General features: G+C 49.4%; 2 tRNA genes. Both read left to right on the top strand.

The window, feature by feature from the left end:
• Positions 1-5 precede the first annotated feature (5 nt).
• Positions 6-79 (top strand) — tRNA-Asp (locus tag Q1A18_RS19045).
• Positions 80-154: 75 nt separating this feature from the next.
• Positions 155-228: transfer RNA gene (locus tag Q1A18_RS19040), tRNA-Asp, on the top strand.
• The last annotated feature ends 3 nt before the right edge of the window (positions 229-231 follow it).

Below are 231 nucleotides of genomic sequence, written 5' to 3'. Positions count from 1 at the left end.
AAAATGGTGGCGTAGTTCAGTTGGTTAGAATATCGGCCTGTCACGCCGAGGGTCGCGAGTTCGAGTCTCGTCGTCACCGCACGAAGAAGTTCTTTAAATGATTTAATTTTACATTCAAGTGGAAGCAGGTTTTGCCTGTCGAAGTTGAAAAAATGGTGGCGTAGTTCAGTTGGTTAGAATATCGGCCTGTCACGCCGAGGGTCGCGAGTTCGAGTCTCGTCGTCACCGCAC

Source organism: uncultured Sunxiuqinia sp. (assembly GCF_947495665.1).
Taxonomy (GTDB): domain Bacteria; phylum Bacteroidota; class Bacteroidia; order Bacteroidales; family Prolixibacteraceae; genus Sunxiuqinia; species Sunxiuqinia rutila.
The sequence above is the reverse complement of the archived record's forward strand: the minus strand, read 5'-3'. Positions and strand labels throughout refer to the sequence as shown.